Raw genomic sequence first — 14,873 nt, forward strand, 5'->3', positions numbered from 1 at the left:
TTCCCGGGCCTGCCCTCCGACCGTAGCCCGCGACGACCACCCCGGGTACGGTGGGGCTCCGCTTCGCGAGTGGAGGGTGACGTGCGCCGGATCTGTTTCACGCTGCAGGTGCGGCCGGACCGACTCGACGAGTACCGCCGCCGGCACGCGGCCGTCTGGCCCGACATGCTGGCCGCCCTCCGCACCGCGGGCTGGCACGACTACTCGCTGTTCCTCCGCGACGACGGCCTGCTGGTCGGCTACTTCCTGACGGAGGACCTGGACGCGTCCCTGGACGCGATGGAGGCCACGGAGGTCAACGCCCGCTGGCAGGCGGAGATGGCCCCGTTCTTCGCGGACCTCCCGGGCGGCCGCCCGGACCGCGGCTTCCTGGTCCTGGAGGAGGTCTTCCACCTCAGCTAGGCGGCGCGTCGCGTTCGTGGGCCGCGGCGACCGCCTGGGGGCGGGTGAGGCCCGCACCCTCCGCGAAAGCGCCGTCGAAGCCGCCCGCGCCGAGGGCCTCGCGCAGGCGGCCCGCCAGGGCCTCCTCCGGCCGGCGCAGCGACGGGTAGACCCGCAATCCGGCCCGGCGGCGCAGGCCGTCCGCCGCGCCGAGGAGCAGGGCCGCGCGGGCCGGGCTGCCCTCCACCGCGGCCAGTTGGGCGAACGTCGCCAGGCAGAGCGTGACGAGCTGGGTGCTGTAGGCCGACAGGCTCAGGTCGAGCGCCTCGTCGAGCAGTGCCCGGGCCTCGTCGGGCCGGCCGCGGACCAGCGCCAGCGTGCCGAGCAGCACCAGCGAGGTGGCGGCCAGCCAGGCGTTGTCGAGGCGTACCCCGATGTCGTGGGCGTCCCGCAGGTGGTGCAGCGCCTCCTCGTACCGGCCGGTCGTGGTTTCCAACGACCCTGCCGTCAGCGCCGCCGAGGCCGTACCCAGGAACTCGTCCTGTTGGGTCCGGAACTCCGCCAGCGCCGCCAGGGCCTCCCGCAGCGCGCCGTCGAGGTCGCCGACCATCGTAGAGGTCCAGGCCATCGCGAGCAGCGACGCCGCGTGCAGGTACGGCTCGTCGAGGTCGGGCAGCAGCGGCTCGAGCCGGTCGCGGGCCGCCAGCGCCGCCCGGTCGTCGCCGATCTCCCGCGCCGTGACCGCCGCCGTCCACAACAGCTCCGCGCGCGGGTGCGGCGCCAGTGTGTCGGCGGTGGGCAGGAGCTGGTCGACGAACGCGCGGGCCTCGTTGAGGTGGTCGCGCTGCGACCAGAACGGCCACAGCACGCGGAACAGGTGCGGCAGCGGCGTCGGGTCGTGGGCGAGGTACCAGCGGACGGCCGCGGCGATGTTGCCCGCCTCCGCCTGCAGCCGGTCGACCCACTCGAGCTGGCGGGCGCCGCGCAGCGGCCGGTCGGCCTGCCGGGCCAGCGCCTGGAAGTGGTCGGCGTGCCGGCGACGGATCCCGTCGGCGTCGGGGCTCGCCGCGAGCCGCTCGGCGATGAACGTGCGGACCGTCTCCAGCATCCGGCACCGGATGCCCAGCTCGGTGTGGTCGAGCAGGATCAGGCTGTGCCGCACCAGGGCGTCGGTCAGGTCGAGCGTCTCGTCCTCGTTGAGCCCGGCGACGTCGCCCGCCGCGGCGATCGTCCAGCCGTCGACGAAGACCGCCGTCGCCTCCAGCAGCGACCGCTCCTGGTCGTCGAGCAGGTCGACGCTCCACTCGACCGTGGCGCGCAGGGTGCGCTGCCGCTCGGGCAGATCGAGCGCGCCGGTGCCGAGCGAGTCCAGCGAGGTGGTCAGGCGGTCCAACAGGGCCGCCGGATCCAGCAACCGGGTACGGGCGGCGGCCAGCTCGATGGCGAGCGGCAGCCCTTCGAGGCGCCGGCACAGCTCCGCCACCGCCCCGGCGTTGCGCTGCGTGAGGGCGAAGTCGTAGCGCACCGCGCGGGCCCGGTCGACGAAGAGCGCGACGGCCGGCGTGTCCGCGATCTCGGCCAGCGACGCGCCGGCGGGCAGCGACAGCGGCGGCACGGGATACTCCCGCTCGGCCCGCAGCTCCAACACCGTCCGGCTGGTGGCCAGGATCGTCACGCCGGGGCACCGGACGAGCAGCTCACCGACGTCGGCGGCGGCGCCGACGACCTGCTCCAGGTTGTCGAGGACCAGCAGCCACTGCTCGTCGCCGAGCTGGCCGGCCACCGCGGTCACGGGCTCGGCCGTGCCGCCCAGGTCGGCACCCACCTGCCGGGCGATGCCGTTCATCACCTGCTCGGGCTCGGTGGCGGCGGCGAGCGGCACGAACGCGACGCGCCCCGCGAGCTCCTCCTGGCACCGCCCGGCGGCGGCGATCGCGAGGCGGGTCTTGCCGACCCCGCCGGGCCCGGTCAGGGTGACCAGCCGCACGTCGGGCCGCGCGAGGAGGCCGGTCACCTCGGCGATGGCCTGCTCGCGGCCGACCAGCGAGGTCCGGCCGACGGGCAGCGGCTGCGGGCCGCGCGTGCTGGGCTCGGGCGCTGCTGACCCCCCGGCCGCGAACCGCCGGCTCAGCAGGGAGGCGAGATCGTCGCGGACGAGCTGGCTGAGCTCGGCGACGTCGCGGAAAAGACGGAACGAGACGGGGGCGGCGGCCCCGATCCGGTCGACCAGATCGGCGAGCCGCGGTTCCCGCTCGGGCGCGGGGTCCTTGACGTACACGAGCCGCGGAAGCGGCCCGGCGAGCGCGAACTCGTCCTCGAGGCCCGAAATGTCCATCCCGGTGCCGATCCAGCCGTACTGCTGCCAGTACAGGCCGACGAAGATGTCACTCTGCGCGAGATAGGCGCGATAGACCTCACGCGGCGGATGGGGCCGGGCGCCCGTTTCGAACATCACCGGCGTGAGCCGGAGGGCCTCGATCGCCTGGGCGACCGCGGCCCGCTCGGGGGCGAGCTCACCCAGCGTCGAACTGACAAAGACCCGCAAACGCTGATCCGGGGTACGGATCACCGAACCGGACCACTCCTCCGTACGCCCCACGGCCCCAGTCTCGTAGTTACCCGCCGGTGCTGCGCCGTCTTGACCGATGTGTCATCGATCATGCAATCGATTGAAGCGACTGTTTGCCCCGCCGGGTTCACAGGAGAGCGAGGAACCGCGACCCGGCGTCGGCGACGTCGTCGGCCGTCCAGTCCAAGGCCGGAGCGGTGACCGTGACCTCGGCCAGCGCCATGCCCGGCACCTCCGCGTCGCGCCAGCCGCCGACGAAGCAGATGCCGGCCGACTCCGCCAGCCTGAGCGCCGCGTCGTTGAGCGCGTCCGCCGGATGCGGCATCCAGAGCCGGAACTGGTGCGTGTGCGGCGGCGCCGGGAACACCCGCGCTCCCGGCAGCCCGGCCAGCGCCGTCGCCACCGTCGGGGCGTGCCGCACGTAGGACGGGACCCGGGGCAGCTCGCGGTCGAGACCGGCCAGCGCGCTCAGCGCGAACGGCCACTGCTGGAACACCTGCCCGCCGTGCCGGTGACGCCAGGCGCGGGCGTACGCGGCCAGGTCGGCGGTGCCCGCCAGCGCCGCGCCGCCGAGGCCGCCGAGGGTCTTGTAGAAGGAGACGTACGTGCTGTCCGCGAGCCCGGCGACCGCGTCGAGACCGTGGCCGAGGTGCGGCGTCGACTCCCAGAGCCGGGCGCCGTCGATGTGCACGCGCGCGCCGCGCGTCCGCGCCGCCCCGGTCACGGCGACCAGCGCGTCCCAGGTCGGCAGCACGAACCCGGCGTCCCGCATGGGCAGCTCCACGACCACGGTGCTCACCGGCTCGGCCAGCGCCAGGATCTCCGCCGCGGTCGGGTTGCGCGGCTCGGTCGTGGGCCAGACCGCGCGCAGGCCACTGAGCTGGGCGTACGCGAGCCGCTCGTGCATCTCCAGGTGACCCAGCGGGTGCAGCGCGACCGCCCCGGTGCCGCCGAACCGCAGCGCGACCTGCTGCGCCATCGTGCCCGTCGGGAAGAAGACCGCGGCCTCCGTGCCGAGCAGCCCCGCGACGCGCGCCTCCAGCTCGGCCACCGGCCCGTCGCTGCCGTAGTAGTCGGGCATCCCGTCCAGACCGTCCAGGCCGGCGAGCCGCTCCCGCATGGTCAGCGGCCGCTCGCCGGAGAGGATCCGCCCACACGCACGCACGGCGGCAACGCGACGCTGCCTCAGGTTGTCGGACACGAAGCCGATCTTCGCAGGCACCCGGCGAACCACCACCGGCGGCCGCGGCGACGGGGGCGCCGCCGCGACCGGTTCCGGAGAGATCAGCGCCCTGAATCGCCACGACCCGCGGTGATCGGTGCGAGCCTGGCGGAGAGGCACGAGCACGGGGAGTCGTCATGCCAGGACTCGCGTACGCGACGTATGTCGCGCCTGAGGCGCCGGTGGTCTCGGACGACCTGCCCGCCGGGGAGCGGCAGGAGGTGTGGTCGCCGACCACCGCCACCCTGATCCAGGGTGAGCGGGAGGCGGTGCTCGTCGACGCGCTGCTCACCGACCGGCAGGGGCACGACCTGGCCGACTGGGTCGAGGCGTCGGGGAAGGACCTGACGACGATCTACGTCACGCACGGGCACGGCGACCACTTCTTCGGTGCCGCCGCCGTCCTCGAACGGTTCCCCGAGGCGCGGCTCGTGGCCACGCCCGAGGTGGTCGAGGTGATGGCCGCGCACGTCGCCCCGGCGTTGCTGGACGGGTTCTGGCGGCCGCGGTTCCCGGACCAGATCGGCGATCCGGTGGTGGCCGAGCGGCTCGACGGCGACACGATCGGGATCGAGGGGGAGGAGCTGGTCGTGGTCCCGCTGGGGCACAGCGACACCGACCACACCACCGCCCTGCACGCGCTCTCGATCGGCCTGGTGGTGGCCGGCGACAGCGTCTACAACGGCGTACACCTCTATCTCGGGGAGGCCGGCCAGGACGGCCTCCACGACTGGTTCGGCGCCCTGGACACGGTCGACGGGCTGCGGCCGCGCGCGGTGGTGGCGGGCCACCAGGCGCCCGGCGCCGGCGACGACCCCGGGGCCATCGACGCCACCCGCGACTACCTGCGCGACTGGGAGGAGGCCGTGCGCCGCAGCACCGACGCGCAGGGCCTCTACGACACGATGATCGAGCGCTACCCGGACCGGATCAACCGGACCCTGGTCTGGCACAACGCCGAGGCGGCCAAGCCCTGAGGCGGGCCGGCGCGGCGGCGATCTCGCCGCCGCGCCGGGTCGTCCCTGCCGGTCAGACGGATATCCGTCCGGCGCCGGCCCCCGCGGTCACGCTTCCCTTGACGTTGCTCGCGCTCTCCAGGGAGTACGAGTACGGGATGCTCGCCACCGAGCCGCCGCCGCTCTCCGGTGAGCCGGAGCCGGTGAAGTAGTTGTTGCGCTGGACGACGGCGCCGTCGTCGGAGTCCGCGTAACCGACCAGGGTCGGCTCGTCGACGCCCTCGAAGTAGTTGCCTTCGACCAGCACGCCGGCGCCCATGGTGGACGCGACGCCGTACTCGTTGTTGTGGTAGTAGTTGTTGTAGACGTGCACCGGGTTGCCGAAGCGCACCCGCGGGTGCCGGGTCCCGGAGCCGTCGAACCAGTTGTGGTGATAGGTGACCCGCAGCCGGCCGCGGTCCTCGCTCGCGTTGTCGTCGCTGTGACCGAGCAACATGGACTTGTCGTGGCCGTAGACCCGGTTCCACGAGATCGTCACGTAGTCCGAGGCCCGCTTCACGTCCACCGCGCCGTCGTACCCATTCGTGAAGCTGTTGTGGTCGACCCAGACGCGCGTCGAATATTGCACGTTGATCGCGTCGTCGTCCCAGTCCCGGAACGAGATGTTGCGGATGATCACGTTGCTGGCGTTGGACACGTTGAGCCCGCAGCCGTCGACAACCGCCCCGGAGTTGCCCAGGATGGTCTTGTTGGACCCGACCGAGATCATGCCGGAGCAGGAGATCGTGCCGGAGATCCGGACCACCCGCGCGGTCGTGCCGGAGACCGCGCTGGACAGCGCCGACGAGCTGGTCACGGTCGTCGCGGCGGCGCTGCCGCCCCCGGACGTGCCGCCACCCTGGGTCGCCCAGCCGACGAGGCCGGTCTGCGGCGTGCCGCCGCCACCACCGCCACCGCCGCCGCTGCCGACCCGGTTCAGCGACCACTGCTGGTTGAAGCCGCCGAGGTCGGCGTACTGCGCGATCCGGCCGCCGTCGGCGGTGGACCATTCCCAGACGTCCAGGGCCTTGCCGCTGTGCCGGTTGAGGAACTTCACGAAGCCGCTGTCGGTGTCGCGGACCGCGAAGTGCTGGCGGGTCGTGCCGTTGTCGGAGTTCGCGACGAGCTGCGTGCCGTCCGTCGCGTTGGGCAGCTCCAGGAACTTGCCGCTGTGCCGCGAGCGGAGCTTGTAGTAGCCGTTGCCGGCGTCGACGAACTGCCACTGCTGCGCGTTGTTGTCGTTGCGGGCCCACTGCACGATGGGCGCGCCGTCGGCCGTGTTGAAGTTGTAGAGGTCGACGGCCTTGCCGCTGTGCCGGGAGACCAGCACGTAATAGGCACCGGTGTCGATGGTCGCCGCATGCGCGGGTGCGGCCACCACCTGCGTGACCGCGACGGCCGCGAGCAGGCCGAGGGCGGCCGCCAGCAGCGCGCGTACGCGGCGCGCGGGAGCGGAGTGTCGCATTTCGAAAGAACCTCCATGTGCCGATGCGCCGGCGGGGCTGGTCGCCGGCGTGCCGAGATCGGATAGGAAAGCGCTTTCCTCGGGCAACGTAGGGCTTAACAACTATGTTCGTCAATGCTTTGACGTGTGCAGGAAGTTTGCAGTGCGTTCGGTCGAGGACACGTGCGGTGTCCGGGTGCGATGATGTCGCCGTCCGCCGGCGCCCGACTCGACCTTTCCGGAGAGCCTGAGCATGAGCGAAAAGCCCGACACGATCGTTCTCATCCATGGTTTCTGGGTCACCCCACGCAGCTGGGAAAACTGGAAGACGCACTACGAGGCCAAGGGCTTCACGGTCCTGACGCCCGGCTACCCGGGGTTCGAGGTCGAGGTCGAGGCGCTCAACGCCGACCCGTCCCCGATCGCCGCGCTGACCGCGCCGCAGGTGATCGCGCACCTGTCCGAGGTGGTCGGGGCGCTGCCCAGGCCGCCGATCCTGATCGGCCACTCGGCGGGCGGCGCGTTCACGCAGGTGCTGCTCGACCGCGGCTACGGCGCCAGCGCGGTGGCCCTCAACTCCGCACCGACCGAGGGCGTCCGGGTCACGCCGCTCTCGCAGCTCAAGTCCACGTTCCCGGTGCTGAAGAACCCGGCCAACCGGCACCGCGCGGTCGGCTTCGACTTCGAGCAGTGGAACTACGCCTTCACCAACACCTTCGCGCAGGACGAGGCAAGGGCGCTCTACGAGCGCTACGCGATCCCCGCCTCGGGCGGCATCCTCTGGAACAGCGTGCTGGCCAACCTGATGCCCGGCCCGCAGGACATCGCCGTCGACTACCACAACGAGAAGCGGGCGCCGCTGCTGTTCATCTCGGGCACCGAGGACCACATCATGCCCCCGAGCGTGCAGCGCTCCAACGCCGCGCACTACAAGGGCGAAACCATCACCGAGGTGAAGGTCTACGAGGGGTACGCGCACCTGCTGCCCGCCCAGGAGGGCTGGGAGGAGATCGCCGACTACGCCCTGGACTGGGCGCTCGAGCACGCCCGGTGACCGAGGTTCGCATCACGCACGTCGGCGGCCCGACCACCCTGGTCGAGGCCGCCGGCTGGCGGTTGCTCACCGACCCGACCTTCGACCCACCGGGCCGGCGGTACGGGTTCGGCCTGGGCACCTCGTCGCGCAAGCTGACCGGCCCGGCCGTCGACCTCGACGCGCTCGGGCCGATCGACGCGGTGCTGCTGACCCACGACCACCACGCCGACAACCTCGACGACGCGGGCCGCGAGCTGCTGTCCACCGTGGACGAGATCGTCACCACGGAGTCCGGCGCCCGGCGGCTGGGCGGCCGGGCGCGCGGGCTGCGGCCGTGGCAGGCGCTGACCCTGTCCCGGCCGGGGCGCCCCGCCGTCGAGGTGACCGCCACGCCGTGCCGGCACGGCCCGCCGCTGAGCCACCCCCTGGTCGGCGACGTGATCGGGTTCGCGCTGACCTGGCCGGGGCAGCGGCACGGCGCGCTCTGGTTCACCGGCGACACCGTCCTCTACGGCGGTGTCCGCGAGGTCGCCGCCCGGATCGACGTCGGCACCGCGGTGCTGCACCTCGGCGGGGTGCGGTTCCCGATCACCGGTCCGGTCCGCTACTCGATGACGGGCCGCGACGCGGTCGAGCTCTGCGAGCTGGTGCGGCCACAGATCGCGATCCCGGTCCACTACGAGGGCTGGAGCCACTTCGCGGATCCCCGGCCGGAGGTCGAACGCGCGTTCGCCTCCGCGCCGGCGCCGGTCCGTGCCGCCGTGCGCTGGCTGCCGATCGGCACATCGGTGGAGATCTCCGTCTGACCGTCCTATCGTCACCGGTATGCGAGTGGTCAGCCAGGAACGCGTCGTGCGTGGCGGCTGCGCGTTCTTCCTGCGGCACGCCACTGTGGACATGGCCGCGCTGGCCGAAACCCTTTCGGTCAGCCGCGCCACGCTCTACCGCGTGGTCCCCGGGCGGGATCCGCTGCTCGGCGACGTGCTGTGGCGGTTCGGTGGCCGGATGCTGGCCCGCGCCCGCGCACAGACGTCGAGCCCCGGCATCGAGGGCGTCCTGGAGACCACCCGGCGGTTCGCCGACGGCGTCCGGCAGGCCGAGGCGTTCGTCGCCTTCCTGCGCGCGGAGCCGGCGACCGCGGCCCGGGTGCTGTTCACCCCGGCCGGCGACGTGCACGCCCGGGTGGTGCGGGCACAGCGCGACATCCTGGCCGAGGCCGCCGACCCGACCTGGACGCCCGGCGACCTCGACGGCGCCGCGTTCCTCTACGTGCGGGTCATCGAGTCGGCTCTCTACGCGGAGCTGCTCCGCGGCCGCCCCGCCGACCCCGACACCGCCGAACGCGCCGCCCGCGCCGTGCTGGAGGCCTGCTGAGACGGCCGTCGCAGCTTCGCCGCGGTCCGTAGCCGCCCGCATCGACGGCTGCTTATGGTGCCGGCATGAGCCGTCCCTGGCGCCGTGCCGCGCTCGCCCTCGTCCTGCTCTGCGCGTCGCTGACCGCGGCGCCGGCGGCCGCCTCGACCTCGACCGGGCGGGAGCCGGTGGCCCGGCCCACGGTGCGCGGACCGATCCCCGGGACGGCGCCGGGCGACCCGCGCTCGCCCGACCTCGCCGACACGTACCCGTTCTTCTCGACGCCTTTCGACCTGGCCCGGCACGGCTACGTCGAGCAGGAGTTCTACCTCTCCGGCGTCGCCGACGGGTGGGACACCGCCGGGACCCGGGTGGCCACGGACGTGCCCTACCAGACCCGGCTGGTCGTGCGCCGGCCGGCGAGCGCCCGGCAGTTCAGCGGCACCGTGCTGGTCGAGTGGCAGAACGTCACCGCCGGCTACGACCTCGACGCCCTGTGGAACGCCGAGGCGACCACCCGCGCCGGGCACGCCTGGGTCGGCGTCTCCGCGCAGCGCGTCGGCGTCGACCAGCTCCGCGGCTGGAGCCCCACGCGGTACGGCGCGCTGGACGTCACGGGCGGCGGGCGGTTCGTCGGCGACGAGCTCTCGTACGACATCTTCGCCCAGGCCGGCACGGCACTCACGGACGGCCCGCTCGGCCGCCTGAAGCCCCGCACCGTGCTCGCGATCGGGGCCTCGCAGTCCGCGTCGCGGATGACCGTCTACTACGACAAGGTGCTGCCGCAGGTGCGGCCGGTCTACGACGGGTACAGCTTCATCGTGGGGTCGGCGCCGACCCGCGCCGGCGCCGAGCCGGTGTTCCAGGTGCTCTCCGAGACCGACGTGCGCACGCCGGTGCGGCCCGCCGACACCGACCGGTTCCGGCGCTGGGAGGTGGCCGGTGGTGCGCACAGCGGCTGGAACGGAAAGGTCTACCGGGCGCCGATCCAGGAACGCAACCTCGGCGCCGCGCCCGTCTACACCTGCGCGCAGCCGCCGTTCAGCCGGATCCCGGTGCAGCACGTGACCGCCGCCGCGTACGCGCACCTCGAGCGCTGGGTGGAGCGCGGCACGCCGCCGCCGACCGCGGCGCCGATCGCGTTCAACGCCGACGGCACCAAGGCCCGCGACGCGCTCGGCCTCGTCCGCGGCGGGATCCGGCTGTCGCAGATCGACGTGCCGCGGGCGCTCAACACGGGCGACAACGCCGGCGAGTCGTTCTGCTTCCTGTTCGGCACGCACCAGCCGTTCGACGAGGCCACACTGGACGGTCTCTACCGGACCCACCTGGGCTATGTCGCCCGCGTGGTGGCCACGGACCTGCGCAACATCCGGGCCGGCTACCTCCAGCCGGCGGACGCCGCGCAGAACCTGCGCGAGGCGGTGCGGGCTCAGTGGCGCCAGCGGGTCGCGGCCACCACGGCTTCGTCGTCGGCGCCGTCGAACAGCGCGATCTCGCCCCGGCGGACCGCGGCGACCGTGTCGACGACGGCCGGGCCCAGCGCCTCCGCCAGCACCTCGTCGGACTCGAAGGCGACCACGGCCGCGGTCAGCGTCTCCGGCAGGCGGTCGATGCCCCGGTCGGCGCGCTCGTCGGGCGCCAGCACCGACGGGTCGACAGGCACGGGGTCGGGCAGCCGCGCGCCCGCCGCGAGCCCCGCCCGGCCCGCCGCCAGCAGGCCGGCGAGCAGCAGGTAGGGGTTGGCGGCCGCGTCGACGCACTTGACCTCGAGGTTCGCGGTGGGGCCGGCGATCAGCCGCAGGGCCGCCTCGCGGTTCTCCAGACCCCAGCACGCGTACGCGCCGGCCCAGCGCGCCGGCACGAGCCGCAGGTAGGAGGCGACCGACGGGGCGCCGAGCGCGAGCAGAGCGGGCAGCCGGGCCAGGATGCCGGCCGCGAACGCCTCGCCGTCGCGGTCGAGCCCGTAGGGCCCGGTGCCGCCGGACATCCCGCTCGCGCCGGCGCGCAGCACGCTGAGGTGCACGTGCCGGCCGTTGCCCACCTGGCCGGCGACCACCACGGGCGCGAACGTCGGGCGCAGCCCGTGCGCGGCGCTGACCGCGCGCACGGTCTCCTGGACCAGCACCACGGTGTCGGCCGCGCCGACCGGGTCCTGCGGCGCCACCGAGACCTCGAACTGGCCCTGGGCGTACTCGGGATGGATCTGCTCCACCAGCACGCCCTGTGCGGTCAGCGCCGCGAGCACCGCACGCAGGTAGGGCGCCAGCTCCACCAGCCGGATCATCCCGTACGCGGGGCCGGTGGTGGCCGGGACGAACTCGTCACCGATGCCGGCGGACACGCACCACTCGACCTCGAAGCCGCAGCGGACCTCCAGCCCGGCCAGGCGGGCCATCTCGCGGCGCAGCAGGAAGCGGGCGTCCAGCGGGTGCGGCTCGCCGGCCTGGTCGAACCTGTCGGCGGGCGACCAGGCCCAGCCGGGCGAGGCGGCCAGCGGCACCAGCCGGTCGAGGTCGGGGTGCAGCCGCAGGTCGCCGACCGGGCCGCCGGCGTACGCGCCCAGCACCGAGCCGTCGTCGACCAGGAACGTGTCGAACACCGGCGACGCGCCGGCGCCCCAGGCGGCGGCGTGCGGGAGGCGGGCCAGCGGCACCGCCTTGACCCGGGTCACCCCGCTGGTGTCCACCCAGGTCAGCGCGACGCCGTCGATGCCCTCGGCGGCGAGCCGGTCGGCGGCGTCGCGGGCCCGCTCGGCCCGGCGGTCGCGGTCGGTGGCGTCCACCGACCTAGGTTAGGACGATGGAGCTGCTGGTGGACCATCATTGCCACGGCGTCGTGCGGCGGGATCTCGATCGGGCGACGTTCGAGTCATGGCTCACCGAGGCGGACGGCCCGGCGCCGGGCACCACGCTGTTCGACTCCGCGCTGGGGGAGGCCCTGCGGGAGCACTGCTTCCCGCTGCTGGGCGCGGCGACGCCGGCCGAGTATCTCGGGCGGCGGGCGGAGCTGGGGCACGCCGAGGTGGCCCGGCGGCTGCTGCGGGCCGCCGGGCTCGCGGCCGTGCTGGTCGACACCGGGTTCGCGCCGGAGCCGCTGACCGCGCCCGCCGAGCTGGGCGCGCTGGCCGGGGCGGCGTCCTACGAGGTGGTCCGCCTGGAGGCCGTGGCCGAAGGGTTGGCACCCGGTGTCACGGCGAGCGGGTTCGGCGCCGCCGTCCGCGACGCACTGGCCACGGCGGCCGCCCGACCCGCCACGGTGGCGTTCAAGTCGGTCGCCGCCTACCGGGTGGGGCTCGCGCTGCGTCCCGAGCGGCCGTCGGTCCGGGACGTCGCGGTGGCCGCCGGGCGGTGGCTGGCCGGCGGTGGTGGGCGGTTGGCCGACGAGACGCTGCACCGGTTCCTCGCGTTCGCGGCCGTGGACACCGGGCTCCCGGTGCAGTTCCACACCGGACTCGGCGACCGCGACGTCGACCTGCGCGCCTGCGACCCGCTGCTGCTGGCACCGTGGCTGCGGGCCGTCGAGCTGGCCGGGGTGCCGGTGCTGCTGCTGCACTGCTACCCCTACCAGCGCAACGCCGGTTATCTGGCCCAGGTCTTCCCGGCCGTACACCTGGATCTGGGGCTGGCCACCCACAACGTCGGCGCGCGGGCGGGCGCCGTGCTCGCCGAGGCGCTGGAGCTGTGCCCCTACGGCAAGTTCCTCTACTCCTCCGACGGGTTCGCCCTGCCGGAGCTGCACTTCCTGGGTGCGGCCCTGTTCCGCGCGGCGGCCGGCGCCGACCTGGCCCGCCGGACGACGGAGAACGCGCACCGCGTCTATCCCGCGGTGGGCGGAAGGGGCCCCGGCCGATAGGGTCCCTTCCGCCTCCTTACCGCGGTTCAGCAGCCTCGCGGCAGCGTGAACCGCCAGCGCTGTGCCTTCAGCACCGGGATCACCCGGTCGACGGCCGCGACGGTCTGACTCCGGTCGCCGCCCCCGTCGTGCGCCAGGACGACCGCGCCCGGCGTGAGCCGGTCCAGGAGGCGCTGGACCAGCACGTCCGTGCCGGGCGGTTCCCAGTCGGCGATGTCGTACCGCCAGCCCAGCGGCCGCATCCCGAGCGACGCCGCCACGTCCGCGCTCGCTCCCCAGGCACCGTACGGCGCGCGGAAGAAGGGAATCCGGGCGTGTGGCACCGCCCGCCGGATCGCGGCGCTGGTCGCGCGCAGGTCGGCCGCGATCTGTTCCGGCGTCAGGGCGGTCAGGTCGTCGTGGTGCATGCTGTGGTTGCACAGCGTGTGCCCCGCCCGGGCGATCGCCCGGACCACCTCGGGATGCGCGACCACGTGGTCGCCCCAGAGGCAGAACACGGCCTTGACGCGGTGCCGCCGCAGCACGTCGAGCAGGGCCGGCGTGTCGGGCGGGTTCGGCCCGTCGTCGAACGTGAGGCTGACGACGTTGCCGCGCCCGCTCGCGGTGTCGACGATGTCGGGGCTGACCCGGCCGTGCGCGCCGGCCGGCGCCGCGGCGCCGAGCAGGAGACCGACCGCCGCCACCATCGTGACCAGGCTCCGCATCAGCGGCGTGGCTTCTGCGGGACGCGCGGCAGCACGTACGGCGGTCCACTGTGGATCAGGTCCGCCTTCATCAGGTTGTACGCCCGCTTGGGCTGGTAGTTCTCGTCCATGATGGTGGCGAGGCCCTCGGGCGGGTCACTGAACCAGCCGGGCACCCACGAGTGCCGGTCGGTGAAACCCCAGACGGTGTACGAGAGGCAGTGGCGGTCGGCCAGGCACGCCTGCAGCAGCACGCTGTAGTTGGCCGCCGAGGCCTGCAGGCGCGGGTTGATCTCGTTGCTGTCGCCCGCCTGCACGCCGGCCGTCAGCTGGCTGCGCACGTCGACCTCGGTGAACGCGGTCGCGAGCCCCAGCCCGGCGAACTGCTTCAGCGCGGCCGTCACCTGGAGGGTGTCGTAGTTGCCGTACTGGGTGCCGAGGTGGCCCTGGCTGCCGATGCCGTCGATCGGCACGCCGTCGCGCAACAGTTGCTTGGCCATGTCGTAGACGAACTGCGTCTTGTCGTTGGCCGGGTCACCCGAGCCGAACGCCTCGATGTTGTAGTCGTTGTAGAACAGCAGCGCCTTGGGGTCGGCGGCGCGGGCCCAGCGGAACGCGTCGGCGACGTAGCCCGGGCCGAGGTGCTGGGCCCAGAAACCCTTGTAGTGCAACGTCGGCGGGTTGTCCCACGGGTCGCTGACGGCCTCGTTGACGACGTCCCACTGCCAGATCTTGCCCTTGTAGCGCTTGACCACGGTGGTGATGTGGTTCTTCAGGATGTCGCGGAGCTCGGCCTTGCTGATCGTGCCGTCGTTGGCGCCGGTGGTGAGCCAGGTCGGCAGCTGGTTGTGCCAGACCAGCACGTGGCCGCGGACCTTCTGGTTGTTGCGCTTCGCTGCGGCGATCAGCTCGTCGGCCGGCGCCCAGTTGTAGGTGCCGCGGGTCGGCTCGAGCTCGCCCCACTTCATCACGTTCTCGGCGGTGACCGAGTTGAACTCGCGGGAGACGATCTGCCGGTACTGCGGGTCGGCCGGGTCCGCCAGGGCGGCCATGTCGACCGCGGTGCCGATATACAGGTCGTGCCGCATGCCCAGCTGGCGCAGGCTCTGCTGGGACGGGTCGACCGGGTGGCTCGCCGTGGCGGGCACCGCGCCCGCCACCGCACCGGTCGCGAGCACGACCGCGCCGGCGGCAAGCCATCGTTTCAGCTGCATGTGCGCTCCTCTCGGGGTGATCGGCCACAGTGCCGATCGCGAGCGACGCCGATAGTTACGGATCGAGTTCCGTAACTTTGCCGAAACGTAACGGCCGAGATTGCCCCGCGTCAATCCAAAA

Annotated in this window: 12 protein-coding genes and 1 pseudogene; 7 read left to right on the forward strand and 6 right to left on the reverse strand. The window is 73.5% G+C overall.

The features are described from left to right. The first annotated feature begins 69 nt into the window (after positions 1 to 69). On the forward strand, positions 70 to 402 hold the full coding sequence (locus Asi02nite_RS06000; protein WP_239126513.1) for an L-rhamnose mutarotase: 333 nt from the start codon (positions 70 to 72) through the stop codon (positions 400 to 402). Here Asi02nite_RS06000 and Asi02nite_RS06005 read toward each other — a convergent pair. Both Asi02nite_RS06005 and Asi02nite_RS06010 read right to left on the reverse strand, forming a co-directional pair. Next, positions 395 to 2,980, reverse strand: a complete 2,586-nt coding sequence (locus Asi02nite_RS06005) for an ATP-binding protein (RefSeq protein WP_203711133.1) — start codon at positions 2,978 to 2,980, stop codon at positions 395 to 397. The two genes, Asi02nite_RS06000 and Asi02nite_RS06005, sit on opposite strands and share 8 nt — an antisense overlap. 97 nt (positions 2,981 to 3,077) lie before the next feature. Then, positions 3,078 to 4,172 (reverse strand): threonine aldolase family protein, encoded by a 1,095-nt coding sequence (locus Asi02nite_RS06010; RefSeq protein WP_239126514.1) that lies wholly within the window; start codon positions 4,170 to 4,172, stop codon positions 3,078 to 3,080. Positions 4,173 to 4,309: 137 nt separating this feature from the next. Between Asi02nite_RS06010 and Asi02nite_RS06015 the strand changes: the two genes are divergently transcribed. After that, positions 4,310 to 5,149 (forward strand): MBL fold metallo-hydrolase, encoded by an 840-nt coding sequence (locus Asi02nite_RS06015; protein WP_203711134.1) that lies wholly within the window; start codon positions 4,310 to 4,312, stop codon positions 5,147 to 5,149. A 52-nt stretch (positions 5,150 to 5,201) separates the two neighbouring features. On the opposite strand, the gene Asi02nite_RS06020 is transcribed toward Asi02nite_RS06015, so the two are convergent. Beyond that, a complete protein-coding gene (locus Asi02nite_RS06020) occupies positions 5,202 to 6,632 on the reverse strand; it encodes a pectate lyase family protein (protein WP_203711135.1) in 1,431 nt (476 codons plus the stop codon). Positions 6,633 to 6,864: 232 nt separating this feature from the next. Here Asi02nite_RS06020 and Asi02nite_RS06025 point away from each other — a divergent pair, with 232 nt between their 5' ends. From Asi02nite_RS06025 to Asi02nite_RS41425, 4 genes and pseudogenes are all read left to right on the forward strand, one after another. Beyond that, a complete protein-coding gene (locus tag Asi02nite_RS06025; RefSeq protein WP_203711136.1) occupies positions 6,865 to 7,665 on the forward strand; it encodes an alpha/beta hydrolase in 801 nt (266 codons plus the stop codon). Then, positions 7,662 to 8,453 (forward strand): MBL fold metallo-hydrolase, encoded by a 792-nt coding sequence (locus Asi02nite_RS06030; RefSeq protein WP_239126515.1) that lies wholly within the window; start codon positions 7,662 to 7,664, stop codon positions 8,451 to 8,453. The genes Asi02nite_RS06025 and Asi02nite_RS06030 overlap by 4 nt, the downstream gene beginning before the upstream one ends. Positions 8,454 to 8,472: 19 nt before the next feature. After that, on the forward strand, positions 8,473 to 9,021 hold the full coding sequence (locus tag Asi02nite_RS06035) for a QsdR family transcriptional regulator (protein WP_203711137.1): 549 nt from the start codon (positions 8,473 to 8,475) through the stop codon (positions 9,019 to 9,021). Positions 9,022 to 9,086: 65 nt separating this feature from the next. Next, positions 9,087 to 10,403 (forward strand): annotated as a pseudogene (locus Asi02nite_RS41425) (alpha/beta hydrolase domain-containing protein); the annotation flags it as partial. Positions 10,404 to 10,432: 29 nt separating this feature from the next. On the opposite strand, the gene Asi02nite_RS06040 reads toward Asi02nite_RS41425, so the two are convergent. Next, a complete protein-coding gene (locus Asi02nite_RS06040; RefSeq protein WP_203711138.1) occupies positions 10,433 to 11,785 on the reverse strand; it encodes a type I glutamate--ammonia ligase in 1,353 nt (450 codons plus the stop codon). Positions 11,786 to 11,802: 17 nt separating this feature from the next. On the opposite strand from Asi02nite_RS06040, the gene Asi02nite_RS06045 reads away from it, so the two are divergent. After that, positions 11,803 to 12,855, forward strand: coding sequence for an amidohydrolase family protein (locus Asi02nite_RS06045; RefSeq protein ID WP_203711139.1), 1,053 nt, complete (start codon positions 11,803 to 11,805; stop codon positions 12,853 to 12,855). A 26-nt stretch (positions 12,856 to 12,881) separates the two neighbouring features. Here Asi02nite_RS06045 and Asi02nite_RS06050 read toward each other — a convergent pair whose 3' ends face one another. Further along, a complete protein-coding gene (locus tag Asi02nite_RS06050) occupies positions 12,882 to 13,559 on the reverse strand; it encodes a polysaccharide deacetylase family protein (protein ID WP_239126516.1) in 678 nt (225 codons plus the stop codon). Next, positions 13,559 to 14,752, reverse strand: coding sequence for an endo-1,4-beta-xylanase (locus Asi02nite_RS06055; protein ID WP_203711140.1), 1,194 nt, complete (start codon positions 14,750 to 14,752; stop codon positions 13,559 to 13,561). The genes Asi02nite_RS06050 and Asi02nite_RS06055 overlap by 1 nt, the downstream gene beginning before the upstream one ends. Positions 14,753 to 14,873 lie beyond the last annotated feature (121 nt).

The sequence above is a fragment of the Asanoa siamensis genome, from assembly GCF_016862555.1.
Classification (GTDB): domain Bacteria; phylum Actinomycetota; class Actinomycetes; order Mycobacteriales; family Micromonosporaceae; genus Asanoa; species Asanoa siamensis.